The sequence below is a fragment of the Bdellovibrionota bacterium genome, assembly GCA_040386775.1.
Classification (GTDB): Bacteria; Bdellovibrionota; Bdellovibrionia; order Bdellovibrionales; family JAEYZS01; genus JAEYZS01.
This window is the reverse complement of sequence record JAZKEU010000017.1, coordinates 298,207-320,851: the sequence shown is the minus strand read 5'-3', so window position 1 is coordinate 320,851 and position 22,645 is coordinate 298,207. Positions and strand designations below refer to the sequence as shown.

Below are 22,645 nucleotides of genomic sequence, written 5' to 3'. Positions count from 1 at the left end.
AGTATACTGAGCAGCTGGACTAATTGGAAGAGACAAAATCTAAATAAAACTATTTTATCGCTAACGCGGCCAGTGTTAATTGTCTTAAACTCTATATTTTCGTTGGCCTTGTTACCAGCTGCTCAGTATACTTTTATCTTATGAAAGATTGTGTATACTGTTCGAAAATTCCAAATCTTTTAAAAGACAAAAGCCCTTTTGTTGTGCATGAGTTCAAGAACTCTGTTCTTATTGTCGGCGATCATCAGACTTTTCCTGGATATTGCGTTTTAGTCCTTAAAGATCACGTAAAAGAGTTCTTTGACTTAAAAGAAAGCACTCAAATTGAAGTTTACAAAGAACTTAATGCTGCGACCCAAAAAATTAACACTGCTTTTTCTGCTGATAAAATGAACATTTCTAACTATGGCAACATGACACCGCACCAACACTGGCACATCTTCCCTCGTAAAAAATCAGATTCAAACTGGCCCCAACCTCCGTGGACCTTAATGGAGAGCTTCGAGAAAAATAAAACCACTCAAGATCAGGCTCAAAATGTCACCACTACTTTAAAAAAATTATTTTAAAAGCTATCAAAGAATTTTTTGTGAAGTTTTTTGAAATATTTTTTTGTTGAAACTTTTTTTTTACTAGTCAAATCTGTGCCGGAACCAAACAGCAACCATTTTACCTTAAGGGGGAAAAAATGAAAAAATTATTAATTACATTGGCTTTCGTATTCGGAGTATTTGCTCTTTCACAAGCAGAAGCTCAGCACCGTCCACCAGGAAACCATGGCGGACTTGTAAGAGATTATGTGACTTGCGAAAGCAACGGTTTCAATTACAACGAATGTTACTCACCCAACGTAAGAAGAATTGAAAGAGCAAGACTTGTTCAACAACATTCAAAGACAGCTTGTCGCCAAGGAAGAAACTGGGGAACAACTCGTAGAAGTGTTTGGGTTGACCAAGGTTGCAGAGCAACTATCGAAGTTATCGGCAGAAGATAATTTTAAAATTTAGATAAAGAAAAAGGGCTTTGTGAAAAGCCCTTTTTTATTGCTCTGAATTTCTAATAACAGTTATTCGAAGCGAGCTTTCAACGTTTGAATTTGTCTTAAAAGAGCCTTCACATCCGTTAATGTCTCCGTGAAAACAGCATTGGAATCCATAATTGCTTTTTCTTTTTTCACTTCGATCTTCACTTCTGTTTTTACTTTTCTTAAAGCTTTTCTCGCACCTTCTATAGAAAAGCGGTCTCTGTACAAAAGTTTCTTGATAAAAAGTGCAGTTTCTACGTCTTTTCTTGTGTACATTCTTTGATTGTGATTTGATTTTTTTGGTTTCAAAGCATCAAACTCAGTCTCCCAGTATCTGAGCACGTAAGTTTTGATGTCGAGAAGCTCAGCCACTTCGCCAATCTTGAAAGCCATCTTGTCTGGAATTTCGCTTAAATCTTTTTTTAAAGTTTCATCAACGAACAGTGCATGCTCTTGATCTAAGGGTTCGTTGATATTTCCTAATGTCACTTCTAATTCTGTATCCATGGGTTACCCCCTTTATATATTAATCGTCATCCTTGAGATTAGTAATGTCTTCACCATTTAATATAGCCTTAAGAACTTGGCTCGGTCTAAATGTGAGTACACGTCTGGCGCTGATTTTGATTTGACTGCCTGTTTGCGGGTTTCTGCCTACGCGCTCTTTCTTGTCGCGCACGATGAAGTTTCCAAATCCGGAGATTTTTACTTTTTCGCCTTCTTGCAGGGTATTTTTTAAAGAATTGAAAACTAGTTCAACGAGTTCAGATGCTTCTTTCTTAGAGAATCCTAACTTTTGGTACACTCTCTCAACGATGTCTGCCTTAGTCATTGTTGAAGAGCTAACGTTCTGCCCGCCCATGATGCCTCCTTGTGAGCCTTGGGAATTTAAAAAAATCCCTAACAAAAGCGTATCAAGGTATTGAAAACAATCAAGTTTTTATCTGACAGAAATCGAGAACTTTTGATTTATTGCGTCAATAATTTTCTTATCTACTGCCTTCAGATCTTCGTCTTTAAGAGTTTTCTCATTATCTTGGAAGACCATACGGAAGGCCACACTCTTCTCGCCTACCTTCAATGGATCGCCCGTGAATACGTCAAAGACCCACGCGGACTTTAAAACGTTACCAGCCGCCTTTTGAATTTCCGCTAACACTTTTCCAGATTCAAAATTTTCAGGCATTACAAACGCAAGATCGCGCTCCACACTAGGATTTTTAGAAACGTGTTTTGTTCTTGCAACGCGAGGTTGTCCCATCATCAAAGTGTCTAAGTTAATCTCAGCAAACACGACCGGAACTTTAATTTTTTCCTCGTCAGCGATTTGCGGGTGAAGAGTCCCTACGTAGCCCATGACTCTTCCTTCTACTTTTAGTTTTGCTGACTGCCCTGGATGTAAGAAATTGAGCTCATCACAAACTTCCCACTGCCAAGATTTGAAAGAAAGATTTCTTAAAATATTTTCGATATGAGATTTTGTTTCAAAGAATAGGTGTTCGTTCTTTTGACCTTTTTGCCAAAGAGTTTCTGGTTGCCCCCATTGGACAAGACCTGCTGTCCAAATTTGATTGTAGGTATCATTGTTCCTTTCAAAATTGTAACCCGTCTCGAAAATTTTTCCGAGATTTTGACCATGACGAAGATTATGAAGTGTATTTAGAAATAGCCCGTAAGAAATTTGTTGTCTCATCACGTTCATTTCTTCTGAAAGCGGATTTCTAACTTGAACCGCTTCTGATCTTAAATTGAATCCAACATTTTTGAAGGTTGCAATATCACCAAGGAACTTCGCGTGCTTTTTTCCATCGACAAAAGCGTAGTTGAAACCTTCATTGAAACCTTCATTTCGGAATAGAGATCTAATTTTAATTCCCAAGGTATATTGAGCTGCATGCGGACTCGGCGCTTGCCCCATGGTCGGAAGTCTTTCCGGAATATGTTCGTAGCCATGAAGACGACCAAACTCCTCAATGAGATCTTCTTTAATGGAAATATCACCACGGAAACTTGGCGGGATCACATTGAATTCAGAATAAGAAATTTCCTGAACTTGCGCTCCCAATCTTGTCATCCAGTTTTTTACTTCTTCCGGTTTTGGTTCAAAACCCAAACGATCCGTCACATCTGAAACTTTTAACGGAATGCTCTTAAGAGCTACAATATTTGGATTTGTATCATGATGATCGCCATAGGCAGATCCACCAGCCGTTTCTAAAATCAATTGGCAACATCTGTTCATCGCAATCAAAGTCATTGCGGGATCTACTCCGCGAGAAAATCTATAAGATGACTCAGAAGAAATACCATGAGTTCTTGAACTCTTTCTCACCGTCTCTGCTGTGAAGTAAGCACTTTCCACAAACACGTTGACAGTAGAATCTTGAATCCCAGAATTCATCCCACCCATCACGCCTGCAAGTCCTACAGGTTTTTGTTTATCACGGATCATGAGTTCGGTACCTTTGAGGTTTAAATCCTGCTCTTTTAAAGTTTTAAATTTTTCGTTTTCTTTAGCTTTGGAAACGACAATTCCATTTCCACCGATGAGTGAAGAATCATAAGCATGAAGAGGCTGACCCAATTCCATCATCACATAATTTGTTACGTCGACAACGTTATTGATGGAGTTCATTCCAATAGACTCTAGACGTCTTTTCAGCCAATCAGGACTTGGTCCAACTTTTACACCTTCAATGTATCTTCCGGTAAATCTTGGACACATTTCTGGGTTTTGGACCTCTACAGAAACTTTATCTTTAGAAGATTTCTCTATAGTTTTAATATCATTGTTGAAATTAGTTTTAAGGGGCTTATTGAGTACGCAAGAAATTTCACGTGCTAAACCATAATGGCTTAAGCAGTCCGCTCTATTTGGCGTCACTTTCAATTCGAAAACGATATCATCTAAGCCTTTGTACTCCGCAAATGGTGTTCCGATGGGAGCATCTATTGGTAAAATCACGATACCTTCAGACTCTGTGCTAAGACCCAATTCTTTTTCTGAGCAAAGCATACCTTGAGATTCCATATCTCTGATTTTTGATAATTTGATCGCAAAGTTTCCTGGCAGCACCGCGCCTGGAAGGGCCACCACCACGTTGTCACCTTTTTTATGGTTCTTAGCTCCACAAACAATCTGATGAACTTTTCCTTGCCCCGTCGTCACTTGGCAAAGAGTTAATCTGTCCGCATTGGGATGTTGTCCGCGCTCTAAAATATGACCAATCACTACGTTTTGGAAATTCTTTGATTTATTCTCTACGCTCTCAACTTCCAACCCTTTGTGAGTTAAAATGTCCGCAAGCTGATCTGGATTTTGGAAATATTCAGACACATCAACGTAATCGTTTAACCATTTTAAAGAAATTTTCATCCTGTAACAGTGCTCACTGGGGTGAACACTACTCCTTCTGTTTCAGTGCTCTCTGGAGAGAGCACTATTATTAAAATTGTTCTAAAAACCTAACATCATTTTCTGCGAGTAATCGGATATCTTCTACGCCATACTTGATCACGGCCATTCTCTCGATACCAAAACCAAAAGCAAAACCCTGCCATTGATCCGGATCCAGTCCTGCAGATTTCAAAACATTGGGATGAACTAAACCGCAGCCACCCAACTCAATCCAACCGGATTGTTTACACATCCTGCAACCTTTAGCTGCACAAAATGGACAAGAGCTATCAAACTCTGCCGATGGTTCTGTGAATGGAAAGAAGCTTGGTCTAAATCTTGTTTTCAAATCATTGCCCCCAAAGAACTCTCTAGTGAAGTAAGTTAAAGTTGCTTTAAGCTCCGACATCGAAACTTTTTTATCAATGTACAAACCTTCAATCTGATGGAACATTGGCGCATGCGAAATATCGCTGTCGCATCTGAATACCGAACCCGGTCCTATGATTCTTAAAGGTGGCTTTTCATTTTGCATCGTACGAATTTGAATTGGACTAGTCTGTGTTCTCAAGACGTGAGTGTCATCGATATAGAAGGTGTCTTGTTCATCTCTCGCCGGATGATCTTTAGGAACGTTCAAAGCTTCGAAATTGTAAAAGTCAGTTTCAATGAGTGGGCCCAGTCTTACGCTGTAACCGATTTTAGCTAAAATTCCTGAAACCTCATCAATCACCATAGAAATCGGATGTTGAGTTCCTCTTGGAACTGTCGGACCCGGCAAAGTGATATCAATTTTTTCTGAAGATAGTTTTGCCGCAATTTCTTTTTTAGTGAGAGCCGCAAAAAACTTTTCATATGATTCTTCTAAAAGTTTTTTAGCTTCATTTACTTTTGCACCAAAGATAGGCTTCTCTGCCGGCGGAAGATCCTTCATTCCTTGCATCACTTTAGAAAAGCTTCCCGTCTTTCCGAGATACTGAACCTTGTGCTCATAAAGTTCTTTTAAATCTTTAGCCGCACCAAAAGCCTTCAGCGCCTCTTCTTGAATCTTGAGAATTTCATTTTGACTGCTCATCTAGATTTTCCTTAAGTGTCCTATTTGGATAGATTTTGAATCTTAAATAATCCAATAAAACTCTAAAGTTATCAAACAAAACCTCACTTCTTCCTGTAGATCATATCACCTTGGACGTCCCAGAAACCCCGCGTTAACCACCTCTTATGAGTTAAGAAATCTGCTATCATCATATCGCCGGAATCTAAATCAGCGTTTGGCTTCAAAAGATTCCCTTAAATATCAAATACTTTATTTTGGAGACTGACTGATAATTTCCATTATTCGAATGAAAAAAGGCAGTTGCTCTTGAAGGTGTGGCTTCACATAATATTCACAAGTACCTTCTTTGTGTCCAAAGTAACATTCTTCTGAATGTACATAATCGTCAGGGATACCTGTTTCAAGTTCGAGTAATATAGAAGGAGCTTTCTTTGTCCTTGAGAAAAAACTGGCTGAAATCTCTACCCCTGCGCTGATACCTGGGTGAGCGACCTGAAACACGCCGGTTTGACACGCTTGTGGTTTTTTGTGATCTGTAAGTTGAGCTAAACATTTTGTTGTATTCGTTCCTTCGGCAATCAGATATCGATTTTTTTCAGCCACTGAATTATCTGGTGCAGCTATTACACTAACTCCGAAAGGGCTATGAATATCTATTCCAAGTACAACATTACTCAGGCTCAACATGAGTTTCTTTAGGTAGATGGCCTCTGGCGCTCCAATATAATTTTCAGGATCATTCGAATCATACTCGAAGGGTTGAAGAAGAATCCCAAAGCCGTTAAAATCTTGAACAGTAGTTATTTTGTTTTTAAATCCTATAAAGTTTTTGTCTGGAGTCATATCCGGCACAACAACAATTGTTATTTTAGAAAAAAGGTCTTGAATTGTTTTATTGACGATGGGGTTTCCTAAACCTTGAAGATGAAATAAAAAGAACTCGGTCAGCTGAGTTGTAAACTCTGCAGTCCCCAATTCATCACCATGTTCTTTAGCCCAAATAAGTACAGTTGGTTTGTTTTTGGGTTTTTCGTTAAAAATTTGATAGGCAAAAAGCTTTTGGTCCTTTTTATGCTTGAACCAATCTTTACTAAGAACGTATCCGAATTTTTCTAAAATGACTGGATCTTTTTCCTTTGCTCTTTTAAGAAGAGTTGCGGCGGAAGTGTCGCTGACGATATTCAATATAGAAAAATGCTTTTTATTTTTTATTGCATGAAGATTTGCCCACTGCCAACGTTGATCTTGGTCCATGAAAGGAAGCTTTTCAGGACGTCTTGCTATATACTCTTTTAAACCGGGGATTAGCTTTGCATATTCAATAGTATTTATATTTTTGTAGGGTGAGTATTGAATATTTCGAGGGGAAAAATAATTTGAATCGCTAGCAAGATTTCTAAAGGAATGATCTACTACTGGCTTAGTATTACAGCTGCTCGTCAGAGTAAGGATGGTGCCCAATAATACTGTCAATACTGACTTCATTACAATATTTTACCCTTTTATAAGGTGATTTAGAATAATATCAAATTCAACTGGAAGGAGGTCTAGTAGATTCTTACGCAGACCTCAGAAATTTAAACAGATAACCAAACCACTTTGTTGATAAGAAAATTTAATAAAACGCCGGTCGAATGATCGGCGTTTTTGTTTTTGTAATGCAAGTTTTGCGGGACGTCCCAGAAAAGATGGTCAGTTCGTGGATCGGGATTTTTTGTGTAATGCGCACTTGTGGCGCCGTAGAAACCGTGCGTTATCCTTCTTATGTCACCCATTAAATTTTCTGTGGGGCTGTAAAATTAGCATTAAGTGCCTAAATTTTGTTTTGATTCGAGCTAGAACTTTTACATAAAGTCCTTCTTTAAATTTCAAGCTCCATTTGCGACTTGCTAGAAATCTAAAATTCAAATTACCCTCCATCTAATAAACCTCTGGGGAGGGATGAATGAATACTCATGCGCACAAAACCGCTTATGTTTTTTCTGGTATTGATGGCTTAGATAAAATGTCTGATAGAGCTTTAATGCTCTCACTTCCCGCCGTAAAGGCTCGCATTGCCCAAGCGCAAAAAGTTTTAGACAAATGTGCTCCAGGGTTTGATCTCACTGAATACATTTCAAGCTCTGATGAAGATTTCAAAAGAGTATTCACCCTACAAGCCATTGCCGTCACCGTAGTTCATATCGCTTTATTTGATATGTTCACTGCCAGCGGCGAAAAGCCTGATTACCTTATGGGTTGCTCACTTGGTGACGTGGCAAGATCTTACTGCGCCGGTGCTTTGGAGTTTGATGTTATTATCGCTGCAAGTTGGAATTATCATTTGAAAGCTTCTAAGATCGAAGGCTGCAGTGCTTACTACATTCGCGTCATCGACGGCACTATCTCTAAAGAAAGAATTCAAGAAATCACCGATGCCGGAATTTACTTTGCGGTTCACCAAACTCCAAGACATTTCCTGGTGACCGGAACGATAGAAAAGCTAGAGCAATGGAGGCTCAACGAAGCTCCAAAAGCACGCTACAAGATCAGCCCGATCTACGACAAACCTCTGCACTCACCTCTTATGACTTTTATCACTGATGAAACTTACAAGCTCTATGCACACACCGTGAGACCCATGGAAGAATTAAAATACAAAATGGTATCCTCCACATTCATTGGCTTGATCGAAACCAGAGAGCAGCTTTTAAAAGATATGGTGGATAACTTCAATTCCACTGTTCGCTGGATGGAAGCTCTTCAATATGCTGTGAATGAGCTTGGAGTAACCAGATTGGTCAACATTGGACCTGTACCCACGTTACTTCTCTTTGCTGAGAGAACGCCGCTCAATTATCCCGTAGAAATGGTGAATTACCTTGCGGTTACTCCTAAACCTGCATTTGAAGAAAGAGCTCCAACCTTTATTCCCGCACCGGCAGTGTAATTAATCATTACGACTGCAAATAATGTATTGATCCCTAGAAAGGGTTTAAATTCGTTTAAACCCTTTCTAATCTTCACATACTTCTTAAAATGTTTGAGTTTATCCCTATTCTCTCTTAATTTAGCGCCATGTATATTTTCGACCAAAATACAATTCAGAAAAGACGTGAACGACTCAATAAATCCTTCCAAAACACAGTACCAAACGATGCCTTGGTTTTGTTTTTCAGCGGGGAACCTACCACTAAGCCCGGGGGCTTTGATCAGAGTTATCCATTCTTACCTCATCCGGAATACTATTGGATTTCAGGATTAAGAAGAGCTTGGGGTGTCGTTGCTTATTCAAAAAATGAAGGCTTCGTAGATTTTATCCAACCCATCACGGCTGATGAAGTTTTGTGGGAAGGAGCTTCTGGCGACCTTCGAGGAAAAAATATTTCTGAATTGGAAGCTTGGATTAAAAAAAGTAATTTTAAAGAAGTTTTTATTTTTGGACAAGATGAACAGAACCAGAATAATGGAAAACAATATTCTCTTCCCGTAAAAGCTGAAGGCCAAAAATTTTTGGACCTGAAAGAAACCCTCAATCTAGTTCGTAGAGTAAAAGATACGGCAGAGATTGAATTGGTAAAAAGATGTGCTAAAGCCGCACTTGCTGGTTATCAAGTTTTGGAAAAATACATTCAAGCTGGAGTTTCGGAAAGAGATATTCAACTGACCTATGAATCTGCAGTTTTAAAAGCAGGTGCTGATAAATTCCCCTATGACTCCATTGTTGGTTCGGGCATAAACGCCGCGATCCTTCACGCGATTCCAACAAAGAAAATCGTCGAGAAAGGAGAACTGGTATTGATTGATGCGGGTGCTGATATCGAAGATTACTGCGTAGACATCACAAGATGTTACCCTACCAATGGAAAATTCAATGAGAAGCAACAAGCGATCTACGATATTGTTTTAAAAGCTCAAGAAAAATGCATTTCAATGTGTCAGCCTGGAACCGAGTGGTCCGAGGTTCACAATACTGCCGGTAGAGTGATGGCTCAAGGACTTAAGGATTTAAATATTTTTAATTGCTCCGCAGACGAAGCCCTTGAGACGGGAGCAATTTCTGTATTCTTCCCTCACGGCGTAGGTCACTTGGTAGGATTGAGAGTTCGAGATGTGGGTGGCGTTGCCAACAAACCTGTTCAAAAATTCAACGGTGTAAACTTAAGAGTGAATTTTGCTTTACAAGAAAATTACCTTATCACCGTAGAGCCCGGATTATACTTCGTCAAAGCGTTGATCGAAAATCAAGAGTTAAGATCTAAACATCAAAATTCTATCAACTGGAACGAAGTAGAAAAATGGCGATCTGTGGGCGGCGTAAGAATTGAAGATGATATCTTGGTAGGCTCGACTCCTCAAAATTTAACATCTATTGTAAAAAAATAGTTAAGTGAAAATAGTTAAGTGAAAAAAATAAAAAATGAAAATCATTGAAAGTAAATCCAATTCTTATTTTAAGGTCTTGCAAAAGATCCTTAAAACTCCAGGCGTGAAGAAAGAAAAACTTTTTCTAATGATGGGGCCTAAAGTTGTTGAAGAACACTACCATCACGAACTTGTGAAATCGATTCTTGTGGTTTCTGAAATGCCCCATCTAGAACCAAGCCTAAAAAAGAAAATTGTTATGCTCACTCCAGAGCTTTATGAAGAACTAGATATTTTTGAAACGAGAGCTCCTCTCATCGTTATGGATCTTCCTAAAATTCCTCTCTGGGAACCAAAACCGCCAAAAGGTGTAGAGCTCTTCTTACCCGTGCAAGATCCTGCAAATTTGGGAGCCATCGTAAGATCGGCGGTTGCCTTTGGTGTGAAGAAAATCATTTTACTGAAGGAATCGGCTCACCCCTTCCACCCGAAAGCAGTAAAAGCTTCCAGTGGAATGGTACTCAAAACCCAATTTGAAATTGGTCCTTCCATTCAAGAGCTCCATAACCATATAGATAGATATGTTTCGCTGGATGGCGACGGAGTCTCTTTAGAAAAATTTGATTGGCCAAAGGATGTCAGCCTCCTCGTTGGGGAAGAAGGCCTGGGACTTCCTAAGACCTTAAAACACAATGCCGTCTCTATTCCTATTAACGCTGATGTTGAATCTTTAAATGTTATGGCCGCAACGAGCATTGCTCTCTATGACTACTCTAAAAAAATGATTCCAAAAGGTAATTGAAATTTCCTACCTAAAATTGCTTAACTAAAATTTTAGTGGAATAAGATCAAAAGAGCTGTTCGGTTCCGATCTCCAAAGACTGATCACATATCCGCCACGACCAGAACCTGTAGGCTTCACAGCCAGGGCGCCTTCTTCGGTGAGTTTTTTCATATGGATATCTAGTGCACCAGCCGTCAGTCCCCACCGCTCATAGCAACTGCGTGCTTTATTGATAGACTCTATTAAATCCAAAAAGCCTTCTTTCTCTCCACTCATTAAAGATTTCTTTGCGAGAAGAACACTCTCCTTCATATCTTGATCAATTTTGGAGGCTTCGATTTCATTTCTTAGCCATTGATCCTTAACAAGTCTTACACACTCCGATGTCATTCCACGCTGACCACAGTAAGAAATATAAAGCTTGGGCTTCCAATTGATATTGATCTCCGTAATTTGCGATGGCCTTTGAAATTCAATAGGTCTTCCCATCATCGTCGAGGCAATATCAACTCCACTACTTTCACCATGAAAGAGATTTTCAAGCTGCCTACAGAACTCATAGAGGTGATCCGAGCTCACCCAACCCAAATGCTCCAAGAATCTTCCAACCGCCACACAAAGAGTTGCGGAAGCGCCTAGGCCGGCGCCGACGGGAACACTATTCACCAGCTTTAGTTCACCATGAAGATCACTGTGCTTTTTATTGATAACTTTTAAGGCTTTTTCTAAAACTCCAAAGAACACCAAGGAAAGATCTTCTTTCATAAGACCTTCGAACTCTACTTTAAATTCTTCAGGAGTATTGTTATAGGAAATTTCAAGGAATTTTTCTTTGACCGGTAAAACAATAGCGGGCGATCCTCGGATCACCGCATGCTCACCGGCAATGATGCATTTCCCAAAAATTTTTAAATTCATTTCTATTTTCTACAAACCAACACACGAGTTGCACCATCTAGAGTGATTTCAGCATCTAGAGTTCTGGCGTCTCTATACATGAATTTTTGAATTGCGATTATTCCATTATTATCCATATCAATTTGTAAAACCTTAGGAGTGCAATGAACTTGATAAATCATTCCCATACCCAGATCATGAGGCTGACCATCCATAATCATAGTTTCTCCACTTCCCGTAAGAAGCTTTACGCCATCTGCTCTGGTTTCGTAATAGAATGAAATTTTGTTTCCACCGCAATTGTATTTACCTTTAATTTCTTCACAAGACCAAGCTTGAGTTGTCCCTAAAATAACTAATAATGCTATTACTGTTTTCATAATTCCCCACCTTTAAGGCTATGTTTATATTTGATAATTTGTCTTAATAATTTGTTATTGCAATAAGCAGATCTTATCAAGGAGATAATCACCAATACTTCTGGGCACTGCGCCTTCAGCTAATCCAGATATGCAAAGCCCTTATCATTCATGATGGCTTTAAGACGCTCCCTGAGCAGAACCTGATCTTCTCTCCACAATAAATGAAGATTCGGGCCTGCATCCATGGTGACTAAGGGTCCATCGTTATTTTCTTTCCAAAATTCACGTGCGGCTTGCATAGCTGCGTAGCTTTTTTCAGTGCGGTAACAGAACAGTGGCTCCGCAGATTCAAATAGTTCATGCATATCCATAAATTCATCCCAAACAATATTGAAAGCACCTTTCCAGTTGTCCGTATTGAAAGCTATTAAAAGATCATCCAATCTTTTCTCTGCACGCTCTTTCCTGCCGACATTGTTAGGACTTGTTTCGATTCTTTTATGAGCATCGCCCGATGAAACTTCTTTGATCTTAGTATCCACTAAGACCACATCATGTAATAGTTTTTGAATTTTAATTTTCGGAATAAAAACTTCCGTATTTTTCCATATTGCCCAAGGTTTAAAAAAACTACGACAAGATGATCCGGAACCCTCGCGACTCAATTGGTAAAGAGTTTGATCGCTGTGATTTCTATAACCCAAACTTGAGAACGCCATATCGGCGGCAATACTCAACGCTGCAAAACTTGAAGCCGAACTTGCCATTCCGCTATCCGAAGGAAAATTGTTTGCAGATTTGATCAAGAAATTTTCTTTTACATTATAGAGGTCTTTTAATTTTTTAAAGTAATTTAAAAATCTTTGTTGCCCCTTAATAGAAAAAATTGGCGAAAGACAACCCGTTTGCACTAGTGGTTTCCACAGGTCCTCAGGTCCATCAACCTGTTCAATTTCTACAAAAGTTTTAAGATCTTCAAGCGTATAACTCAAAGACGCATTGGAAGGAATATTCCTAGAAAAATCTAGCTTTCCCATGTATTTGATCAACGCAATATTTGATGGTGCTGAAGCTTGCCAACTCATAGTTTGGATATATCGTTAACAAGCCCGGATATCAATAAAAACTACTTATAAAGCTCTTGAATTGACTCTATATCTCTGGGGTAAAGTCTAATTTCAGTATTATCCTTAGCATATGACATTATAGTTTTTTGACTCGGATTGAGGAGATTTGTGGGATGACCCATGCCTAGGAAATGTCCAATCTCGTGGGTCATAACTCTAAATATTTCATAAACTCCATACCATTCGACCACGCTAGATCTTACCTTACGAAGTTCTTTTTCAAAAATAAAAATATCAGAATCTAAAAAATTATTTCTTGCGCGAGTGTATGTGGAAGCCATATTCGCATAATCTTCGCTGCCTGTTGTAAAGTAATTGTCCACCAAGTAAATACAGTGAGTATTTAAATCCGAAAATGGAGGAGGATTATCCAAATATTTAACATCAAAAGAAGTTGAGTTGATATGCTTAGACCATAGATTCATAGAGCTTTCAAATCTATGAACTGAACTCTTGAGTTTTGAATTACAAACATTCAACGTGATATTCTGATTTCTTGGCCAACGAATTTTAACATTTTTAGCAGAGAGGAAGTCAAAGTCGCCTGTGGCTTTTTGCTCTACACGATCAAAGGGTTTGGTGAAGGTCAACGCCACTAAATTTTTATTTCCCTTTACATCTTTTGGGACGAAAACCATAAGTGAAAAAGCACTTCTATCTTTTTTAACACTGATATGCTGAATTTTTAGATCTAGTATATCCGTGGCTTCCGATGTCCCTGATTCAGCAATCAGGTGCCCATCTTTAGAAATAAACGATATGTTCAATTGGTCTGAGGAATAGATATATTTTTTAACACCACCAATATCTTTAACCTTAAAAGTAAACTTTAAAGATTCCGGTAAAGATGTGAAGGCAGTTTCTTCTTGATCCTCAGAACCCGCTTGCCCAGCAAGCCTCTCTTCCATAGTTTGCACCTCAGACTTTTGCGTGAACTCCACTGCATCGCTTAAGTAATAGCCGTCAAACTCTTGGTAGTTGGACTCTGTAATTGAACCCGTACTCATCGTGGTACCTTCAACCAGCGTTAAAGGATCCCCGTTTGTATAATATCTTTTAGTTTTACTGGATTTACTCTTCGAACAATGAACGTTGGTAAACCCAAGTACCGCGATGATGAGAAGAGAGATGTATTTCATAGAACTCCTAATTATACAAATCTCATACCAGCTTTAAATCTAATTAAATAGACTTAAAAGTTTATAATTATTAGATTTTATACAGTCTGACATTTTAGGCCAGTCAGTGCAAAGTGGCGTGGCTGGAATCAAAGTCCGTCTTCACTTCAATACCGTGAGACAGGTCGTCTTCGGCTGCGACCAGCCTCATGTTTTCACTTGCCCCATAGCTTAGAAACTGAGGCAAGTTTTCTGATTTCACCAAAGCACAAAACACATCGGCTCCAAGTGCTCCGCAACCTTTCGCTGCCAAAACAAATTCGTGTTTTGAGATTTTTTCTAAAGTCTTTAGCGCTTGTGGTGCCACGAGGTCAGCGCTTTTTAAAACTTCGTAGTTTTCTTGGATTCCTTCTATCAACAAAGCCTGACTTTTTGTTTCAAAAGCTTTTAGTGTTTTAGCAACGCAAGATCTCAATCCTTTTTCAGGAATTTGGTTTAAATCTTTCAAGTGTTCATGAGTAGCGATTTTTTCTTGGCTCTTGATCAAGACAAATGAAAGTCCATCGAAAGGCCAATCAAATCTTTTGATCACTTTGTTTTGGATATCAATATAAGCCACTTTCCCAACCCACTGCGAAAGCACATCGTATCCGCTTGGTGGAAACTTGCTCTTCGTCTGGGCATTTGAAATGGATCTATATTTTTTCAAGAAGGTGCTGACGAAATCAAAATCAATATTCTTGGTGAAATCATTTTCATTTTTTGTTTTATCAAAAAAATAACTCATAGATGGGTGATACTGATTCACAAAGGCATAGAAGGCTGCCCACTGCGCACTGGAAGCTCCAAAGCCACCCTTACCCTGATACGGGTCAATGAAATCATAATCAAAATCCAAAAGAAAATCTTCGTTCTCCATCCAATATTTATGCAATGGGTGTTCTTCGTCTTCTATAGGATTGGTATAAAATTCTTTTTCAATATTCAGTTCAAATTTATTTTGGAATCGAGGTTTTGTATTAAGAAGAATAGCTGGTCCATCAAGGAGTGCCAAGTACTCCCCGGTAAAAAAAGTTTTACTCGGGACACTCAAATCAAATGATTTCATGAGTACAAAAGACCTTTTCTGAGTTTCTCTAAGATATCTTTTGCATCTTGAACTGTAATTTTCTTTTGGGAGTCTAAGAGTTTTTGCAAGATCACTTGCACTTGCGGAAGCTCTTTTTGATTTGCGCCAGCTTGAAGTGCCAGATTCCCAGCATGAAGCCTCATATGACCTTGCACAATACCAATTCCGGAAAGCGCTTTCAACGCCCCAAGGTTTTGAACTAGGCCCACAGAGGCTGCGACATTACTCAATTCTTGAGCGTCTTGAATTTTCAAAATCTTAAGAGCCATTTTTGCTGTGGGATGAAGTTGTGTTACACCACCTACCGTCCCCACAACAATTGGAGCTGTTAATGTTCCAACCAAATCTTTTCCAATCATTTTCCATTGAGTAATAGATTTATATCTTCCAGATTGTGCAGCATAAGAGTGAACTCCAGCTTCCACCGCTCTCCAGTCATTGCCCGTTGCGATCAACACAGCATCAATACCGTTCATCACACCTTTGTTGTTCGTGGCTGCTCTATAAGGATCCAGTTGTGCAAATAATGATGCTTCCTCGATACCTTTTCCTATTTCAGGATCGATATTACGGATCACAACTTTTGCTTCCGTAAGTTTTGTATCTACAAGGTTTGAGAGAATACACATGGTCACAACGTCTTGAGTGAGCTCTTCGATCTTTGGCTTCAATGCTTCACAAACCTGATTGATTACATTTGCACCCATCGCATCGCAAGGATCCATCATCACATGAAAAACAACCATAGAGTCATTATCACCAGCGATCTCTAAAGAACGAGGAATGATTCTCGCCGTGATGTCTTTAACTCCACCACCACGCTTTACCATTCCTTCGGCGATCACGTTTGCATCACTGATTAATTTTTGTTTTTGCGCGAGTACTCTCTCCACGGCTTTTGTAGGATTTTGAGATCTAGCGATTTGAATTTGCCCGATGATATCTTGGCCCAAAGCACGCGCTGTAATTTCACCGTTAGATTTTACCCATTTCGCAGTTTTACTGGCAGCAGCTATGATAGATGTTTCTTCAACAGCCATTGGGATAATTTTGTCTTCGCCATTGATATTAAAGTGTACAGCTACACCGATTGGCATTTTGTAATTGCCGATAGAGTTTTCAATAAAATGATCTGACAAACTTGGGTCCATCGGCATTTCATTCATCAAGAAATCAAACTCCACCGGACCGATGTAGCCTAGATCTAAAAGGCGTTGATACCGCTCTTCACGAGATAACTTAGAAAACCCATCTAAGGGATTTTCTGTGATTTTCGAAACCTTATCGGTAGATGTAGATTGCTCTTTTCTGATGTCCATTATTCTCTCAACGTCCAATTGGCTTTCTTTAATTTTTTAATGTTGGCCGATCCCGTACAAAACATCGCCGTCTTGAGTTCATATTCGATCCTTGCCATCCAGTCGTTCAGCGCGGCTCTGCCCTTGAGAGCCTCTTCCATCGCGGGTTTTGCAAAGCCCACAGCCTCTGCTCCCATCGCTAAAAGTTTAGCAGCATCTAGACCTGTTCTTACACCGCCGGATGCCCACGTCTGAAAAGTTTTTGTCTTAGATAACTCTCCTGATATCTCTCCTGATATCTCTAAAGCATTAAGCATAGATTGGATAGTACCAATTCCCCAATTTTCAAAAGTCTTTGCGGCATTGGATTGAGTGGAATTTCTCTCAGCTCTAGCGCCTTCAATACGTCCCCAATGGGTTCCACCGAGGCCGCTTATATCAACTGCATGTATTCCTGTATTTTTTAAGTTTTTCAAGGTTTTAACAGAAAAACCACAACCAGTTTCTTTAATAATGACTGGTACTTTAATTTTTAAAGTTAATTTTTTGATGGCTTTCAAACCCCCTTTGAATTCAGGAGTTCCTTCCGGCTGCATACACTCTTGAAGTGCATTCAAATGAATAAATAATGCCTGAGCATTGATAGATTCTACAAGTTTTTGAATATCTTCTGGTTTTGCTTTAATTGCCTGCGCTATCCCGATGTTTCCAATAATTAAAGCATTTGGAGCTCTTTTTCTTAAGGCATTCCATTCCGTAGTTTTTGTAGAGTCTTCGAGCTGTCTTCTTTGAGAACCTACGCCCATCATCCAACCACGAGCTTCGCAAACTTCCGCCATCATCGCGTTTAAAGCGATAGCATCCTTGTGACCAGCCGTCATGGAATTGATATAAAGCGGAGTTTTAAGTTTTTTGCCTAAAATACTTGTTTCTAATGTAATTTCTGAAAAATCGAGATCAGGAAGAGCTTCATGTTCAAGTTCCACACGATCAAATCCTGAAAACCCAATAGCTTGATTTTCCGATTTCATCGAAAGCTCGATATGATCTCTTTTGCGTTTCTCAAAACCTACAACATCCATAAAATCCCAGATTTGTGTCATTTGACGCAAAGTTTTGGAAAAGGTGCGGCTCACCTTTGCTTTGCGTCATGGCGAGGGTATAAAAAAGGGCCAATTGGATGTGGCCCTTCTTTAACATTGGTTCAAAGATTATGCTTTTTGAACCATATCAACAACTGCTTTGAATCCTGCTGGATCTAAAATAGCTAGCTCTGAAAGAGCTTTTCTATCCAGTCCCAAGTTCAGCTTCTGAACGCCGTTGATGAACTTTGAATAATTTAAACCGAAAGGTCTTACAGCTGCATTGATCCTTTGGATCCATAGAGCTCTGAACTCACGTTTTTTAGTTTTTCTATCTCTGAAAGCATAAGCTAATGCTCTGTCATTTCTTTCACGTGCGATTGTAAACGCGCGCGATCCGGCAGCATAATAACCTTTTGCTCTTTTTAACGTTTTATTTCTTCTTCTTCTGGCTTTAACGCCTCTTTTTACTCTCATGACTGAAATCTCCTGTGGGCTTACAGTGCTTCTCGTAGAAGCACTAATAAATTAATTAAAATACTAGCAATCTTTTTACTTGAAGCATGTTTGCATCACTTACGTAAACGGGTGCTGCTAATTGCCTTTTTGCTTTTGGTGATTTGCTGTTCATAAGATGGCGACGCTTAGTGCTTTTTCTTTTCACTTTGCCCGACGGTGTCTTCTTGAAGCGTTTTTTCGCTCCAGAATTGGTCTTGTTCTTCATTTGATCTCCTAACCTTACAGGCGAGAATTCGAATTGAATCCTACTTTTGAGCCGTATAAAAGTTCGTAGTACAAGTATTTTGGACTTGAGGTAAAGGTTATAACCTTAGAGTTGATGACTAAACAAGTTATTTTTAATCCCTAAAAGAGGTTTTTAGGCATTAGTGCTTCCCTTAGGAAGCACTGGATGAGGCTATGATTCTTTATCGTCCGTCTTTTTAGTCGCTGCTGCTGCCTGGGCCGCGGCTTGCTTCTTTTTCTTTTGGACTTCTTTTAAATGAACTGGATCTGGCTGCATTAGGCAGAAGAACTGCTTTCCTTCCATTTTTGGAGCCGTTTCCACAATTCCAACGCCCTTAAGCTGCTCAACTACTTTATCCATAAGGGCTTTTCCAAGCTCTTGGTGGACCATTTCTCTACCTTTATAACGAAGATTGAACTTCACTTTATCGCCGTCTTCTAGGAATCTCTTAGCGTGTCTAAGCTTTGTTTCTAGATCGTTCGTTTCAGTTCTTGGTCTCAACTGGATTTCTTTTACATCGATAGTCACTTGGTTCTTTTTAGAAACCTGAGCCTTCTTCTTTTGCTCATACTTGTACTTTCCGTAATCCATAATTTTGCAAGTTGGAGGAGTTGCGTTGGGTGCAACTTCAATGAGATCTAAACCTCTTGCTTGAGCCATTGCTACGGCTTCCTTAGGAGTCATCACTCCAAGCATTCCACCTTCATCATCAATCACTCTCACTTGAGCAGCGTTGATTTCAAAGTTCATTTTGAACCCGTCTTTTTTTGCGTCTCTCTTGGGACCGAAATTTCCTTCTTTTCTTGGTGGACGAGCAATTGGTGGTCTGTAGCTATTGTTATTGTTGTTCATGCATCTCCTGGTAGGGTTGGTTTAAGATAAGAAGTAAGACTTCTATTTTTAATTTCAGTCTTTAGGCCTTCCACAAAATTCTCTATTGTTAAATCATTAAAATTTTCGCCCGTTCTATAACGAACAGCTAATTTTTTTGTTTCTACTTCTTTATCTCCGACAACGATCATGTACGGAACCTTCATCAATTGCGCTTCTCTGATCTTGAAACCTAATTTTTCGTTTCTTGCATCGAAGTTTACGCGGATATTTTCTTTTTGAAGTCTTTCTTTCAATTCTTCACAGAATGGAATGTGCACTTCGTTTAAATTTAATATACTCACTTGGTTTGGATTCATCCAAAGTGGGAAATGGCCTGCGCAATGTTCTGTATAAACACCTATGAATCTTTCTAACGATCCTAAAATCGCTCTATGTAACATCACAGGTGTATGACTTGTGTTGTCTGAACCAACGTAAGTTAATTTAAATCTTTCTGGCATGTTTGGATCGTACTGAAGAGTTCCCAATTGCCATGGACGCTTTAGTGCATCCACAAAAGAAATATCTAGTTTCGGTCCATAGAAGGCACCGTCACCAGGATTTAAAATATAATCTAGTTTTAAATTTTTAAGAGCCTGTTCTAAAGCATTTTCAGCTTTATCCCAAAGTTCTTCACTACCCGTACGTTTTTCTGGACGAGTTGAGAAGTAAACCTTGTATTCGGACATACCTAGAGTTTGATAAATCTCATTTAACATTGTCATGAATTTTTCAATTTCAGATTGAACTTGATCTACAGTACAGAAAACGTGAGCATCATCTTGTGAGAATGATCTTACTCTAGTTACACCGTGAAGAGCTCCGCTTTTTTCATATCTATGAAGTCTTCCGAAGTCTGCGATACGTAAAGGTAGATCTCTATAGGAATGATGATCGTGCGAGAACAATACGCAATGCCCTGGACAGTTCATTGGTTTCACCGAACAGCTTCTCTCGTCGATATCTGTAAAGTACATATTCTCACGGTAGTTATCGTAGTGACCTGATGTATGATACAAATCCACGTCATAGATTTGCGGAGTGATCACTTCTTGGTAACCATATTTTTTATATTTTTCACGAACAAATTGAATCAATTCATTATAAATGATCGTGCCCTTCGGTGTGAAGAAAGGACTTCCCACCGCAACTTGATCAAATACAAATAAGCCCATTTCTTTTCCGAGCTTTCTGTGATCGCGTTTTTTTGCTTCTTCGATTCTTGCAAGATGCTCTTGAAGATCTTTTTCAGAGAAAAATGCAGTCGCATAAACTCTTTGAAGCATTTTATTTTTTTCATCACCACGCCAGTAAGCACCAGCAAGATGAGTGACTTTTACGGCTTTGATAGAACCGATGCTTTGTACGTGAGGACCTTTACAAAGATCGAACCATTTTCCACCTTGCGTGTAGATTCCCACTTTTTCGTCTTTTAAACCTTGAATGAGCTCTACTTTGAAGTTCTCACCCATCTTTGTGAAAGTTTCGATGGCTTTTTGTTTTGGCCAATAATCGCGAGTGATTGGAAGATCTTGTTTTATGATTTCTTTTGTTTTCTTTTCGATCTTTTCTAAATCTTCTGGAGAGAAAGTAAATGGAGAATCAAAGTCATAATAGAAACCATCGTCAATCACGGGGCCAATTGTTACCTTCACATCAGGCCACAATTCTTGAACTGCTTGAGCCATTACGTGAGCAGCAGTATGTCTGATCACCTCTAAACCTTGTGGATCTTTTGAAGTGATGATTTTAAGTTTATCGTTATTTTTTAAAACGTAGCGAAGATCCTCAATGTCTTTTCCATTGTTTACAATTCCGCCCAGAGTTTCTTTAGCTAAACGTGGACCAATAGCATTTGCCACTTCAAGAACCGTAGGTTCATGATCGAAGTTTTTAACGGAGTTGTCTGGTAGTATAATGGATATTTGTGACATAGGTGTGCCTGGGATTAAAATGTCATTGTGGTAATTGAATAAGATAGGCACTCTTGCATGAAAGATAAAGTCTCAAAAAATCCCTCATCTTGTCAATGGTTATCCTGAATTTAGAAGGATTTAAACAATTGGCGATAGGTTTAATTGCAATTGAGAGATTTACTGGCAAATGGAACGAACCTTTTCAAAGCCTTTTTCTATAATTGGTGTCATTAATTCTTCATAAGAGCCGGGGTCAAAGCCTTTGCAAGTTAGCCAACTCGGAAAATACTGAGGGCTTTTACTGTCGGTTTTTTCTGCTACCAAAATTTCTTGTGACTGTTTTCCGGCAATTTCATAATATCTTTCTACTTTTATAAAATTACTTACAGTTAAATCCGCTAGAAGTTCCAATGGAGAAACAAATCCTTTTTGATTTTCTGCCAGGGGCAACACTTTATACGGCTCTGAATAAACAATACGAATGTAGGTGTTGATGCTCGTCAGCCGATCTTTGAATTCTTGAGCGATTTGATCGTAAAACAAAATATCTCTTTCTCCATTGTCCCCCACCAAGATCAGTTTATCTATATCGAGATTTGATAATAAGTAATTCTTGATCGTGGAGTATTTGTGAGTATCGGCACTTCCTTTCCTAAAAAATATTTTTCCTTTAGGGAATTCATTATTCTTAATGAATTTGGAATGGGAATCGTTCATTATGGTATCTAGAGCGTTGGTCACATATATGATTTCAGCTCCTTCATTTGCGAGAACTTCTTCATAAGTCTCTTTCATTCCTCTAAAAGCCAAAGTGGTTACAAAAGCATTTGCCGCGGAATCAGATTTCTTACGCACATGAGAAGCTTTGATCGTGTCATCGATATCAGATACAATTAACGTTCTAGAATAACTAACACTGGAAAAGAACAGAATAGCTAAAAATAAATTTTTAATAAAATTCCTCTTTTAATTATTTGAAAATTATTGGAGCTGACAATTCAAATCTGAAGATGTCGTTATAACTTTGCCACTACTATAGACATCGTTTTGAGTGATTTTGCCTTTAGGTGCTTTATCCAACATATTGCAGGCAGCAACTTGAATATGAAAATGAGAAATTGCATCGGCTCCACTTCCTTTTTTTTGGGACCACTTTATATCTAAAGTACATCCGGAACCTCCCTCAGAGATATGCTTCATAGGAACGTCTAATACCAATCTCTTTTGAGTGTCCTTGCCCATTATTGTGGACCAGAGAATCAAATATCCTGTTGGATTCTTAGGAGCGCCAAGAAATCCTGATTGATCGTGGAAAACTTCAACATAGATATTAGAACTTGGATTCTGGCAGGCCATCACTCTCGGATATTGGGTATTGAGAGAGTTTTGAGCAAATGAATTGATTGAGAAAATAATAAGAAACAAAAATAAAGACTTCATTCATCCCCCCGGATGCTTAAGTTTTAGTAAAGGGGTTAGGCGAAGTCGAGAT

At 39.0% G+C, this 22,645-nt stretch carries 23 protein-coding genes; 5 read left to right on the top strand and 18 right to left on the bottom strand.

All coding sequences use genetic code 11. The features are described from left to right. Positions 1–140: 140 nt before the first annotated feature. Entirely contained in the window at positions 141–569 is a 429-nt protein-coding gene (locus V4596_11685) for an HIT family protein (GenBank protein ID MES2769796.1), read from the top strand. Between the two features lie 119 nt (positions 570–688). Then, positions 689–994: a DUF3011 domain-containing protein gene (locus V4596_11680; GenBank protein MES2769795.1), complete on the top strand. Its 306-nt coding sequence runs from the start codon at positions 689–691 to the stop codon at positions 992–994. A gap of 72 nt (positions 995–1,066) precedes the next feature. Here the strand turns inward: V4596_11680 and V4596_11675 are convergent, their stop codons facing one another. The 5 genes from V4596_11675 to V4596_11655 form a co-directional block, all read right to left on the bottom strand. After that, on the bottom strand, positions 1,067–1,531 hold the full coding sequence (locus V4596_11675) for a MerR family transcriptional regulator (protein MES2769794.1): 465 nt from the start codon (positions 1,529–1,531) through the stop codon (positions 1,067–1,069). Between the two features lie 19 nt (positions 1,532–1,550). Continuing rightward, the gene (locus V4596_11670; protein MES2769793.1) at positions 1,551–1,886 is read right to left on the bottom strand and encodes an integration host factor subunit alpha; all 336 of its coding nucleotides are present in this window, start codon (positions 1,884–1,886) and stop codon (positions 1,551–1,553) included. Positions 1,887–1,964: 78 nt separating this feature from the next. Further along, on the bottom strand, positions 1,965–4,400 hold the full coding sequence (gene pheT, locus V4596_11665; GenBank protein MES2769792.1) for a phenylalanine--tRNA ligase subunit beta: 2,436 nt from the start codon (positions 4,398–4,400) through the stop codon (positions 1,965–1,967). A gap of 70 nt (positions 4,401–4,470) precedes the next feature. Then, positions 4,471–5,496, bottom strand: a complete 1,026-nt coding sequence (gene pheS / locus V4596_11660; GenBank protein MES2769791.1) for a phenylalanine--tRNA ligase subunit alpha — start codon at positions 5,494–5,496, stop codon at positions 4,471–4,473. Between the two features lie 231 nt (positions 5,497–5,727). Then, on the bottom strand, positions 5,728–6,963 hold the full coding sequence (locus tag V4596_11655; GenBank protein ID MES2769790.1) for a hypothetical protein: 1,236 nt from the start codon (positions 6,961–6,963) through the stop codon (positions 5,728–5,730). Between the two features lie 460 nt (positions 6,964–7,423). On the opposite strand from V4596_11655, the gene V4596_11650 reads away from it, so the two are divergent. The 3 genes from V4596_11650 to V4596_11640 all read left to right on the top strand — a co-directional run bounded on the left by V4596_11650 (position 7,424) and on the right by V4596_11640 (position 10,624). Beyond that, complete coding sequence (locus tag V4596_11650; GenBank protein MES2769789.1) at positions 7,424–8,407, top strand: acyltransferase domain-containing protein; 984 nt, start codon at positions 7,424–7,426, stop codon at positions 8,405–8,407. Between the two features lie 128 nt (positions 8,408–8,535). Further along, positions 8,536–9,843, top strand: a complete 1,308-nt coding sequence (locus V4596_11645; GenBank protein MES2769788.1) for an aminopeptidase P family protein — start codon at positions 8,536–8,538, stop codon at positions 9,841–9,843. A 34-nt stretch (positions 9,844–9,877) separates the two neighbouring features. Further along, positions 9,878–10,624 carry an RNA methyltransferase gene (locus tag V4596_11640; protein MES2769787.1) on the top strand — a complete coding sequence of 249 codons (747 nt, stop codon included), beginning with the start codon at positions 9,878–9,880 and terminating at the stop codon, positions 10,622–10,624. Positions 10,625–10,648: 24 nt separating this feature from the next. On the opposite strand, the gene V4596_11635 is transcribed toward V4596_11640, so the two are convergent. The 13 genes from V4596_11635 to V4596_11575 form a co-directional block, all read right to left on the bottom strand. Beyond that, a complete protein-coding gene (locus V4596_11635) occupies positions 10,649–11,524 on the bottom strand; it encodes a hypothetical protein (protein ID MES2769786.1) in 876 nt (291 codons plus the stop codon). A gap of 2 nt (positions 11,525–11,526) precedes the next feature. Continuing rightward, positions 11,527–11,883 (bottom strand): hypothetical protein, encoded by a 357-nt coding sequence (locus V4596_11630; GenBank protein MES2769785.1) that lies wholly within the window; start codon positions 11,881–11,883, stop codon positions 11,527–11,529. 119 nt (positions 11,884–12,002) lie between these two features. Then, entirely contained in the window at positions 12,003–12,950 is a 948-nt protein-coding gene (locus V4596_11625; protein ID MES2769784.1) for a diphosphomevalonate decarboxylase, read from the bottom strand. Positions 12,951–12,991: 41 nt separating this feature from the next. Next, complete coding sequence (locus V4596_11620; protein MES2769783.1) at positions 12,992–14,131, bottom strand: matrixin family metalloprotease; 1,140 nt, start codon at positions 14,129–14,131, stop codon at positions 12,992–12,994. A 103-nt stretch (positions 14,132–14,234) separates the two neighbouring features. Beyond that, the gene (locus V4596_11615; GenBank protein ID MES2769782.1) at positions 14,235–15,218 is read right to left on the bottom strand and encodes a hypothetical protein; all 984 of its coding nucleotides are present in this window, start codon (positions 15,216–15,218) and stop codon (positions 14,235–14,237) included. Then, a complete protein-coding gene (locus V4596_11610) occupies positions 15,215–16,558 on the bottom strand; it encodes a hydroxymethylglutaryl-CoA reductase, degradative (GenBank protein MES2769781.1) in 1,344 nt (447 codons plus the stop codon). Before V4596_11610 ends, V4596_11615 begins: the two co-directional genes overlap by 4 nt. Beyond that, entirely contained in the window at positions 16,558–17,640 is a 1,083-nt protein-coding gene (gene fni, locus V4596_11605) for a type 2 isopentenyl-diphosphate Delta-isomerase (protein ID MES2769780.1), read from the bottom strand. The genes V4596_11610 and fni overlap by 1 nt, the downstream gene beginning before the upstream one ends. A gap of 108 nt (positions 17,641–17,748) precedes the next feature. Then, positions 17,749–18,096, bottom strand: a complete 348-nt coding sequence (rplT, locus tag V4596_11600; protein ID MES2769779.1) for a 50S ribosomal protein L20 — start codon at positions 18,094–18,096, stop codon at positions 17,749–17,751. A gap of 55 nt (positions 18,097–18,151) precedes the next feature. Then, the gene (rpmI, locus tag V4596_11595; protein ID MES2769778.1) at positions 18,152–18,343 is read right to left on the bottom strand and encodes a 50S ribosomal protein L35; all 192 of its coding nucleotides are present in this window, start codon (positions 18,341–18,343) and stop codon (positions 18,152–18,154) included. 192 nt (positions 18,344–18,535) lie between these two features. Beyond that, entirely contained in the window at positions 18,536–19,216 is a 681-nt protein-coding gene (infC, locus tag V4596_11590; protein ID MES2769777.1) for a translation initiation factor IF-3, read from the bottom strand. After that, positions 19,213–21,171 carry a threonine--tRNA ligase gene (gene thrS / locus V4596_11585; protein ID MES2769776.1) on the bottom strand — a complete coding sequence of 653 codons (1,959 nt, stop codon included), beginning with the start codon at positions 21,169–21,171 and terminating at the stop codon, positions 19,213–19,215. The genes infC and thrS overlap by 4 nt, the downstream gene beginning before the upstream one ends. A gap of 159 nt (positions 21,172–21,330) precedes the next feature. Continuing rightward, positions 21,331–22,035 carry a phosphatase domain-containing protein gene (locus V4596_11580; GenBank protein ID MES2769775.1) on the bottom strand — a complete coding sequence of 235 codons (705 nt, stop codon included), beginning with the start codon at positions 22,033–22,035 and terminating at the stop codon, positions 21,331–21,333. Positions 22,036–22,134: 99 nt separating this feature from the next. After that, a complete protein-coding gene (locus tag V4596_11575; protein ID MES2769774.1) occupies positions 22,135–22,593 on the bottom strand; it encodes a hypothetical protein in 459 nt (152 codons plus the stop codon). Positions 22,594–22,645: the final 52 nt, after the last annotated feature.

Bases quoted from the DNA above. Each gene is read 5' to 3' on its own strand.
- V4596_11630 (MES2769785.1), bottom strand. From the start codon at position 11,883: ATGAAAACAGTAATAGCATTATTAGTTATTTTAGGGACAACTCAAGCT.
- fni (MES2769780.1), bottom strand. From the start codon at position 17,640: ATGACACAAATCTGGGATTTTATGGATGTTGTAGGTTTTGAGAAACGC.
- V4596_11655 (MES2769790.1), bottom strand. From the start codon at position 6,963: ATGAAGTCAGTATTGACAGTATTATTGGGCACCATCCTTACTCTGACG.
- infC (MES2769777.1), bottom strand. From the start codon at position 19,216: ATGAACAACAATAACAATAGCTACAGACCACCAATTGCTCGTCCACCA.
- rplT (MES2769779.1), bottom strand. From the start codon at position 18,096: ATGAGAGTAAAAAGAGGCGTTAAAGCCAGAAGAAGAAGAAATAAAACG.
- thrS (MES2769776.1), bottom strand. From the start codon at position 21,171: ATGTCACAAATATCCATTATACTACCAGACAACTCCGTTAAAAACTTC.
- pheS (MES2769791.1), bottom strand. From the start codon at position 5,496: ATGAGCAGTCAAAATGAAATTCTCAAGATTCAAGAAGAGGCGCTGAAG.
- pheT (MES2769792.1), bottom strand. From the start codon at position 4,400: ATGAAAATTTCTTTAAAATGGTTAAACGATTACGTTGATGTGTCTGAA.
- V4596_11635 (MES2769786.1), bottom strand. From the start codon at position 11,524: ATGAATTTAAAAATTTTTGGGAAATGCATCATTGCCGGTGAGCATGCG.
- V4596_11615 (MES2769782.1), bottom strand. From the start codon at position 15,218: ATGAAATCATTTGATTTGAGTGTCCCGAGTAAAACTTTTTTTACCGGG.
- V4596_11620 (MES2769783.1), bottom strand. From the start codon at position 14,131: ATGAAATACATCTCTCTTCTCATCATCGCGGTACTTGGGTTTACCAAC.
- V4596_11680 (MES2769795.1), top strand. From the start codon at position 689: ATGAAAAAATTATTAATTACATTGGCTTTCGTATTCGGAGTATTTGCT.
- V4596_11645 (MES2769788.1), top strand. From the start codon at position 8,536: ATGTATATTTTCGACCAAAATACAATTCAGAAAAGACGTGAACGACTC.
- V4596_11610 (MES2769781.1), bottom strand. From the start codon at position 16,558: ATGGACATCAGAAAAGAGCAATCTACATCTACCGATAAGGTTTCGAAA.
- V4596_11625 (MES2769784.1), bottom strand. From the start codon at position 12,950: ATGAGTTGGCAAGCTTCAGCACCATCAAATATTGCGTTGATCAAATAC.
- V4596_11650 (MES2769789.1), top strand. From the start codon at position 7,424: ATGAATACTCATGCGCACAAAACCGCTTATGTTTTTTCTGGTATTGAT.
- V4596_11575 (MES2769774.1), bottom strand. From the start codon at position 22,593: ATGAAGTCTTTATTTTTGTTTCTTATTATTTTCTCAATCAATTCATTT.
- V4596_11675 (MES2769794.1), bottom strand. From the start codon at position 1,531: ATGGATACAGAATTAGAAGTGACATTAGGAAATATCAACGAACCCTTA.
- rpmI (MES2769778.1), bottom strand. From the start codon at position 18,343: ATGAAGAACAAGACCAATTCTGGAGCGAAAAAACGCTTCAAGAAGACA.
- V4596_11670 (MES2769793.1), bottom strand. From the start codon at position 1,886: ATGGGCGGGCAGAACGTTAGCTCTTCAACAATGACTAAGGCAGACATC.
- V4596_11685 (MES2769796.1), top strand. From the start codon at position 141: ATGAAAGATTGTGTATACTGTTCGAAAATTCCAAATCTTTTAAAAGAC.
- V4596_11640 (MES2769787.1), top strand. From the start codon at position 9,878: ATGAAAATCATTGAAAGTAAATCCAATTCTTATTTTAAGGTCTTGCAA.